The following is an 8,748-nucleotide window of genomic DNA, read 5'->3' on the forward strand; positions in this document are numbered from 1 at the left end:
CCCGCGGAGCGGGTACCTATGCGCTGCGCTGCATAGAAGTGCAAGCCCCCGCGTTGCGGGGGCGCAGCCTCCGCTTCGCTGCGGCTGCTGCGCGCTGCGCGCGCGTACGAAGCGGAGCGGTCCGCTGCGCTCCCCTCCCAGGTATCTAGGTATTTCCTAGGGGCCCGGAAGATTTGGGTCACACCTCTGACCCAAAAAGCGTGTTTTCCCAGGTCACAGCCTTGCGAAGGTGTGAACCTCTCTGGACTGCCTGTGGAAAACCAGAGGTGGCCTGCTGTGGATTCCGTGGACAACCTGGCCATTTCCCCAGGTCAGAGGGTGTGACCCACCCCGGAAAATTTGGGTCACACCCTGGAACCTTCAGAGGACAGGTGCGGGCGGGAGATCAGCCCGCATGGCGAGGAGCCGGGCGGCCTCTGCCGACTCGACGATCTCCAGAGAGATGCCCGCGCGGCGGCGCCGGTAGCAGTCGGCGCAGTACTCGACGTGGCGCGGGGCGTGGATCGGGTCTCCGCAGTCAGCGCAGTCGTGCACGACGGGCATCGGGTCGAACGCGTCCCGTGCGGCGGGCACGTAGCCGGTGAGAGGCGCCCGCTGGGTGAGCCGCCACTTGATCAGGCCGTACGCGGTCACCTTGGCCGTGCCCGCCCGGTCGCCCGGCTCGCTCATGGACTCCACCAGCACTGCGTCCGGGTAGCCCAGGTGCAGCCGAGGAATCACGAGCAGCTCGGCGGCGCGGGTGCGCTCGCGGGTGGGCAGGGCGGCCGTGATGGTCACCTGGGCGAGCACCTTCAGCGCGCGGTCGCGTAGCTCGGCGTACTCGGCGCGGCTGTACGTCTCGGCGGCGGAGCCGAGGGCGGTCTCCCCGGTGAGGAAGACGAACTTCATGCCGCCGCGCCCGGCGGTGCCGGGCACCAGCTCGGTGCGCAGGAGCGGTCCGGTGATCTGGTGCGGTGCCGTGTGAGGGCGGCGGCCGGTGAGGGCACCGAGGTGCGTCCGGACGGTCCGGCCGGTGAGGTCGAGCGCGGCGGCGAGGTCTGACTCGGTCGTCTGGACAGACCACTGGCCGCTTGCGGCGGTGGCGAGGATGACGAGCAGGCGCCCGCAGGTCCGGCAGGAGAGCCCCGCCGTGGTCGCCCAGCCGAGCGGGGAGGTCGGCCCGGCGGGCGCCGCCGGGGCCGGGGCCGGCGCATCGGCCGCGCCGGTGATCGGCGTGCGCCGGTCGGCCGCGACCCAGACGCACTCGACTAGGTGCGCTACGTGCAGGAGCGTTGCGCGGCGGGAGATACCGGCGGCGGCGGCGAGCGCGGCGCCGGTGAGGGGCTGGCCGAGCCCCTTGCGGTGGTGCTGGACGAGCACGCGGTGGATCTTGACGCAGGAGCCGCACTCGCTGGGCGGTGCGGCCGTGTGGGTAGTAGCCACATCGAGCCTTCCTGGCCCGGCGCGGTGGAGAGCGGGTCGACCCGCCTCTACACTCGACACCAGACCTATGCCGGTCGCAGTGCTCACCTCCTCCGTTGGCGCGGGGGGCAACAGGTGGGCACTGTTCTTTTTGTTCTCTTGTGTGGTCAGGAGCGTACGCCCCGTGGTGGGCTGGTCAGCCGCGATCCTCGCTGCGCCGCTCGGGCAGCCACTTGTAGAAGGTGGCCGGGCTGATCTTGGAGAGCTTCTGAGCCCGCGAGCGCTGGGCGCCGAGCCGGTCGGCCTCTAGGGCCGCCTCCTGAATCTGCGGCAGTAGGTCTTTGGCTCGCTGTAGCAGCTTTGCGCGCTCTTCGCCCAGGTCAGCAAGCCGCTGAAGGGCGGCTGCCTGTGCGTGCTCGGGAATCTCCATGGGACGCATCATAGCTCATCACTTCTCTGCGAAGTAGTGTTGTACTCAGCGAAGCAATCCCGTACTGTGGTGACCACGGAAGGCACCCCGGCCACTACGGCGGGGCGGAGCCACCGTGCGCACGAAAGCGGCCCCGGCTGGGAGGTAGGAGTCCCGGCCGAGGCCTTGACCGCACACCCCTGAGATGGACAGGAGGTGCGATCCATGACGGATCGTATCGGCGCAGGTAGGGCCAGGACCCGCACAGTCACAGTGGCGGGCCGGCCGCGCGAGATTCCGGAGGCTGCCCCGCGGCTGCCTACGGACTGGAAGGGGCGCGCCCAGGTTCTCGCGCTTGTCATCACCGGTCTGCTGACCGTGGCCACGGTCGTCTACTCCACGATGAGCATCGCGGAGATGCTGGGCGGCTGGTGGGGCTACGTCGGTGGCGGCGTCTTCGACACCGCGTGGCTGGTGGCCCTGCTCCTGGCGGTGGCGCACCGCACCGACCCGGAGCGCCGCGCGGCGGCCGACAGGATCGGCTGGATGCTGCTCGCGGCCTCCGTCGTCGTCCTTGCCGTGCACGGCATCCGTGAGGGCGACTGGGGACTCGCGGTCGGCGGCCCGGCGGTCTCGCTCGTGGCCAAGGTGCTGTGGCACACGGTGCTGAGCGGCATGTCCCGCAAGCTGTCGCCGGACACGGCCGCGTGGCTGGCCGTCGAGCGGGACGAGGCATACGCCGAGCTGGCGATCGCGGACACGGCCGCCGAGGTGCTGCGCTCCCGTGGCCGGGCGGCGCAGACGAAGGCGGCGCTGGAAGCGATGTACGGCGAGCTGGAGCCGGTCTCGGTGCGGGCGGAGCGCGTGGCCGACTGGCCGGAGCCCGTGGCCGATCGGCCGATCGGATCGGCCACGCTGGCGGAGCTCCGCTCCCGGGCGATGGCCGACCAGCGCCGGGCGCGGGCCTCGCTGGAGGCTGCCACGGACGCCGGAGTCCCGGTGGCCGAGATCGTGGCCGATGCCCTCCGGCACGGCGCGGAGACGGGCGGAGAGCCCCGGCGGATGTGGCCGGAGACTCCGGCGGAGACGGTCTCCGCGCAGGTCAGCGGCGCGGAGACGGGCGGAGATCTCCGCCCGGAGACTCCGGAGACTCCGGCGTCGATGAGCCTCCGCAGTGCCGTCCACACGCTCTACCGGCTCGGTCAGCGCGACCCGGACCAGGTGGTCGCCCGGCTCGCGCCCCTCTTCCCGACCGCCCCGGACCGGGACTCCGTGGCCCGCTACCTGCGCGAGGCCCGGCAGGCGGAGACCAAAAACCAGCCCGGAACCGGTCTTTACAACTGATACCGGCTCAATCCGCCTAGATGGCAAGTCACATGACGCTGTCGGCGGTGAGTCCTACGCTCACGGGATCACCACGCGTGATCATCCCGTGACGGTCCCGGCGGGACGTACCCCCGCCGGGACCACCTCCCAAATGTGACTGGCAGTCAGGAGGTAGGCACAGCATGACGACACCAACCCCCACCACACAACCGGCCCCGGAGGCTCCGGCGGCCCCGGCCGTGCCGGAGGCCGAGACCCAGACCACGGCCCTCGCTCCGGAGGCCGAGGCGGTGAGCACGCCCGGCGGTCTGCCGATCATCCCGGCGGTGACCGTGGGCACCACGGGCACGATCGCCACCGTGTCCGCGTCGGGGCTCGCGGCCGGAGGCGGCGCCGCGATGCTGGCCGCCGGAGCGCTCCTGTCCGTCCCGGCCGCCATCGTGGCCGTGCGCGCCGCCACCGCCGCCCGGCAGGGCAGGGGCTCCCGCCCCGGCGCCCGCCGGAGCGCACGCCTCGATGCCGTGCCGTCCCAGCGGCCCGGGGCCGGGCGCGGGTCGGCCGGAGGCGTCCTGCGCTCCGGCGCGGTCTCTGGCGGGCGATCCGGCGGACGGTCCGCCAGCGGCTCCGGCTCCGGCGGGCGCTCCGGCGGCCCGTGGCGCGCGGCTGGTGCCTTAGGCGCCAGCAAGGGCCGCAGCGGCGCTGCGGGGGCCGGTACGGGCGGCACAGCGGCCCGTGTGCGTCAGCAGGCGGCGGCGGTGCGCCAGACGCGCCGCGAGGCCGCAGCCACCGCGCAGAAGTCCGGCAAGAGCGCCGCTGCGGCGGCCCGGACCGACGCGCGCCGCCAGCTCGCCGACACGCGCCGTGCGGACCGCAGGCAGCGCCGCGAGGACCGCCGCGCGCAGCGCGCCGGCCTCACCTCCACCGGGAAGGGGCGCCACGCTGCGACGTCGCGGCTGCGGGCGGCGGAGTCGGGCACCAGAAGCGCCGGTCCCGGCCGGCTGCGCAGCGCTGGCCGGGCGGCGGCCCGCACGCTCGCCCGCATCCGGCGCGGCGCCGGATCGGACGGCACCTCGGCCACCCAGGCCGGGACCAAGGGCGGTCTCCTGCGGCGGCTGCGGGCACGCCGCGACAACCGCCAGAAGGACCAGAAGGCGCCCCGCGGATTCGGTGCCGCCCGCCGCGAGGCCTACCGCGCCGCCCGGGACCAGATCCGCGACCGGTGGCGCACCAACCGCCGGGGGCAGATCGAGGAGAAGGCGCGGGCGCTGGCCCGTACGCGGGCGCTGCGCCTGTCGGCCGCCCGCCACTGGGCGCGCCGCGTGCTGGCGATGCTCGCTGCGGCCCCGGTCGGGGCGCTGTCCCTGGCCATGTGGCCGGTGGCCAAGCTCGTCCGCGTCCGTCCGCCGCGCTGGGGCCGGGCGGTCTGGCGGCGCCTGTCCCAGAGCGCGCAGGAAGCGCGCACCGCGCGGGACGTCGCCGCGTACCAGGACCACGACCAGGCCGAGGCCGACCGCGCGCTTGCCGAGCGTCCGGCGCCCCCCGGCGTCACCCGGGCCCGTCCCTCCGACGCGCCTGTCACCACCACCCCGAAGGAGACCACCATGAGCGACCAGCCCATCAGCGACGGCACGGGATTCGACTTCCGCGAGGCGGCTACCGCGATGCTGGAGCAGGCGCAGAAGGCGGAGCCGGGCGGCATGATGCAGGTTCTCGCGCAGGTCGAGACCCTGCCGGAGGCCATGGCCGCCCTCGCGGAGACCTTCGCGGCGGTCGCGGAGCGCCTGTCGCCGGACAACGTGCCGCTTCACCCCGAGGTCACCGGGGCGCTGAGCGACCTGCACAAGCAGATGCTCCTGTGCGTCGACGCCGGAGAGGCGGTCGGTGAGGTCTTCCGGACCTACCACGAGGCGGACATTCTGCGGCACACCGACGGGCGCACCGCCGAGGAGCTGTGGGACGTGCGCGGCCAGGACAGCTAGGAACCACCCGGGCGGGCGCGCCGCCGGTGCGCCCGCCCCTTCCGCCCCGCCGACCACGAAGGAGAGTCCCATGCCCCGTCAGACCGCAGCCGATCACCGCGCACACATGGCACTGGACTGGGCGGCCCGCCACGGGCCTGTGTCCGGCCCGCTCGCCATGGCCACCACGTCCATGGCCGTGGCCAGTACCGGAGCGCTCGCCGGGATGCCCTCCGGCTGGCCGCTCGCGGTCGGCGTGGTCGGCGCCGCCGCGCACGGCGTCGCGGCCGGCCTCCGCCAGCGGCTGGGCCGATGGAGCCTGGCGACCCGCGCCGCCGGATGGCTCCTGTCGAGCGGCTGGACCTCGGTCGTCATCGCGTCCGACCCCGCGACGTGGAACGCCGCCGAGGCCTGGTCGGCGCTCGCGGCGCTGGCCGCGATCACGGTCGGCGTCGGCGGCGCCGCCTACGCCAGCGAGGTCCACGAGGAAGCGGCCGACGACGCGCGCCGCGCCCTGGAGGCCGCGCTGGCCGAGGCCGAGATTAACCGGCAGGACTGGGCCGTCATCGATGCGTGGATGGAGCTGTTCAAGCAGGTCACCCGCGTGGATCTCACGTTCGTCGGCTACACCCCCCGCCCCAACGGCTCCGGCTTCGCGATCGAGCTGAGCCTGCCGATCGGCGTCCCGAGCGACCGGATCGCCGCCTACGCGCAGACGATCGCGGAAGCGGCCCGACTCCCCGTCGGCTGCCTGGTTCGCATCGAGCGCGCCCGCCAGCAGGGCCACGTCATCGCCGACGTCGACACCCGCGACACCGCCGGCCTTTCCGTCACCTACCCGGTGCACGAGGCGGACCAGGCGCTCACCATCCGCGAGGCGGTGCCGATCGTCGTGGACCGCTCCGGCGACCCGATCAAGGTCGCGCTCCGCGAGGCCTGCATGCTGGTCATCGGCCCGCCCGGCAGCGCCAAGTCCACGCTCCTGGACGGCATCATCGCCACCCTGTCCCGGTGCCCCGACGTCCTGGTGTGGGGCATGGACCGGGGCAAGGGCTGCGCCGACTTCAAGCACTGGAACCGCCCTTGGCTGGAGGCCACGGGTCGCGTGCAGCCCAAGACCGGGGCCCGCCCGCCCAAGGACACGGCGCCGGTCGTGGACTGGCTCGCCCCCACGCTGGCCGATGCCGAGACCATGCTCGACGCGATGATCGCGATCGGCGCGCAGCGGCTCCGCACCGCCGACAACACCAAGCTCCTGACCGTGTCGCCCGCCGTCCCGATGATCTTCGGGATCATCGACGAGGGCGCCGAGATGCTGCAATACCAGGGCAATGACCCGTTGCAGAACAGGGTCCGCACGAAGATCACGACCGTCATCCGCACCCTGCGCGCCATGGGCATCCGGCTCATCCTCACCGCCACCGACGGCAACGTCTCCTCCCTCGGAGACAGCGCCATCCGCAAGTACTCGCCCGCCCGGATCGCCCTTACAGCGACGGATGCAGAGGGCGCATCCGTGGCAAAACTCTTCGGACGCGTGCCCGGAATCGATATCCGGCAGCTCCGATCCAAGGGCTCTGGCGTCATCGGATCGGTCACCGGAGAACCTGACACCGAAGTTCCTCCCACGGCGATGCGGACCTATAAGACGGACGGTTGCAACCTCTACCATGAGATCGCAGTACGCACCCGATCTTTCCGTCCCACGCTCGAACCGGCCGCAATTGAAGCGGCCGGACCGCAGTACGCCGACCGATGGAGCGAGGCCAATATCGCCCGTCTCTGGGAAGTCGGAAAGCCGGAAGAGGCCGCAGCCGAAACCGGCACGCGGAAGGTCGGTGGACTTGAAATCCGGCAGACGCTCAACTTGTCCTCCCGCAAGCCGGAGGAAAGCCAGTCCGAGGAAAAGCAGCCCGAGAAAATCGAGCCGCAGAAGAAAGAAGAATCGCCCCTCACCGATGCGGACCTGAGTAATTTCCTCTCCATGCTGGAGAAGATTCCCGAGGCGGAAGAGCCCACCCGCGCGGAAGAGGAGAAGACGGGCGGCCCGGCGTGGCTTGAGGAAGCGGTCCAGCTCATCAAGGACCGGGGCCAGGACGGCATGAAGGTGGGCGAGGTGGCCGAGCGGTTCGGGCTCGACCGCAAGACCGTCCGCAACGCTCTGCGCGAGTCGGCCGAGCTGGTCTACCGCAGCAACGGCCCGCACTCCTGCTACGTCCACCGCGATCACGCATAGCTACCGGGTAGCGGGTAGTGGGGCCACTCCCCACTACCCGCTGCACCGCCTATCGCGCCCCGCGGATCCAGAAACCCGCCTCAGCACTGGGCCCCACTACCCACTACCCAGTACCCACTACCCACTAGCCGGGCACGAAGAGTGACCGGTGTCGCGTGTCGGCTGTCGCGCCCCCCGGAGGCCACCACCCCTCCTCCGGGGGGCGCCGGCCGTTCCCCGGGCGGACAGCGCGACAGCCGACAAGCGCGCCCGGCCCGCGCCAGCGGACGCCCGGCGCAAGGGTCGGCCGCAGCACGATTCACACGTCCAGTAACACGGGCCGGAGGGGCGGGGTACGGGCCCCTGGCCTGCGAGAAGGCGTGTTACAAGCCCCCGTGTTACTGGACGTGTTAATCGTTCGTGTTACTGGGGAAAGCCTGCCAGTTCGCCGGACAAGCAGGCATCCTCAGTGAAATCATGAAGAAGCCGGAAGCACCTCTCCGGCCGCGCAAGTCATGAAGATGCCCACCCGGGCATAGATCGAAAAGGAGAGAAAAGAAAATGGACCCCATCACCACGCGACCGGAAGATCTCTCACACGCGGTACTGATCGGCATTCTCATGCACAACGGAGGATCGATGGACATTCCCCGTGAGGCATTCACGGCAGAAAATCTTGGCACTGAGAAAGGATTCCATGGCCTCTCCATGCTCCCTCAGGAAGACGGCACACTACGGATTAGCGTCCACCCTCGCCCGGAAGGCGACGAAGGCGGAGTGAAGACCATCTAAATACCTTTAACAGATTTCCGGCGCATGACTATTCGTGAGTAATTCAATTACCCCGGACAGGATATGCGCCGGAATCACAGGCACTACACAGCTCATTGCGTGATGCAACACTCGGCAAGGGGGTGTGGCACTGTTCCGCCAATAGCACATGCTGCATCACTTGATGCAGCCGGAGGAGGGGACAGTGGACGACTCCAGAGTTGGTCTACCTCCCCCTTTTGAAGCGCATTCCCAGCCCCATTCACGCAGCGGCGCCACCCACGTTCCTGCGGGCGGCGCCGCTGCGTGGTGAGTGCACGCCGGGCCGCACTCACCACGCAGCGTGGTAAGTGCCGGCCTGTGAGGCTCACAGGTCATTCCCTAAGGTAGAAGCGCATCTGTGAGGCTGTGAGGGACTTACCACGCCTCCCCGGCCCCCCTTCCCCTCGCTGCCCGGCGGAGCCGGTAGGCGGGCGCGCAGTGCACGCCCAGGCCCAGGCGCAGCGTGGGCCCTCCGGATTGGAGCGCAGCGGAAATCCGGATTCCCCGCGCAGCGGGGATCAAAAAGCGCGCAGCGCTTTTTCCAATAGCTGCGAAGCAGCTTAGGCTCCGCAAAGCGGAGCCTTTCTCTTGGAATTCGCGAAGCGAATTCATACCCGCTCCGCGGG

At 71.0% G+C, this 8,748-nt stretch carries 6 protein-coding genes; 4 read left to right on the top strand and 2 right to left on the bottom strand.

Annotated elements, in window-relative coordinates:
- Positions 1-360: 360 nt before the first annotated feature.
- Both ACIP5O_RS36675 and ACIP5O_RS36680 read right to left on the bottom strand, forming a co-directional pair.
- Positions 361-1,422 carry a hypothetical protein gene (locus ACIP5O_RS36675; RefSeq protein WP_401302155.1) on the bottom strand — a complete coding sequence of 354 codons (1,062 nt, stop codon included), beginning with the start codon at positions 1,420-1,422 and terminating at the stop codon, positions 361-363.
- A gap of 175 nt (positions 1,423-1,597) precedes the next feature.
- Positions 1,598-1,831 (bottom strand): hypothetical protein, encoded by a 234-nt coding sequence (locus tag ACIP5O_RS36680; protein ID WP_401302157.1) that lies wholly within the window; start codon positions 1,829-1,831, stop codon positions 1,598-1,600.
- Between the two features lie 204 nt (positions 1,832-2,035).
- Between ACIP5O_RS36680 and ACIP5O_RS36685 the strand changes: the two genes are divergently transcribed.
- The 4 genes from ACIP5O_RS36685 (at position 2,036) to ACIP5O_RS36700 (ending at position 8,101) form a co-directional block, all read left to right on the top strand.
- Entirely contained in the window at positions 2,036-3,154 is a 1,119-nt protein-coding gene (locus tag ACIP5O_RS36685) for a hypothetical protein (protein WP_401302160.1), read from the top strand.
- A 164-nt stretch (positions 3,155-3,318) separates the two neighbouring features.
- Positions 3,319-5,115 (top strand): hypothetical protein, encoded by a 1,797-nt coding sequence (locus ACIP5O_RS36690; RefSeq protein ID WP_401302163.1) that lies wholly within the window; start codon positions 3,319-3,321, stop codon positions 5,113-5,115.
- A 70-nt stretch (positions 5,116-5,185) separates the two neighbouring features.
- Entirely contained in the window at positions 5,186-7,330 is a 2,145-nt protein-coding gene (locus ACIP5O_RS36695; protein WP_401302166.1) for a hypothetical protein, read from the top strand.
- Positions 7,331-7,870: 540 nt separating this feature from the next.
- Positions 7,871-8,101 carry a pRL2-19 gene (locus ACIP5O_RS36700; protein ID WP_401302169.1) on the top strand — a complete coding sequence of 77 codons (231 nt, stop codon included), beginning with the start codon at positions 7,871-7,873 and terminating at the stop codon, positions 8,099-8,101.
- Positions 8,102-8,748: the final 647 nt, after the last annotated feature.

Source organism: Streptomyces sp. NPDC088915 (genome assembly GCF_044749825.1).
GTDB lineage: Bacteria > Actinomycetota > Actinomycetes > Streptomycetales > Streptomycetaceae > Streptomyces.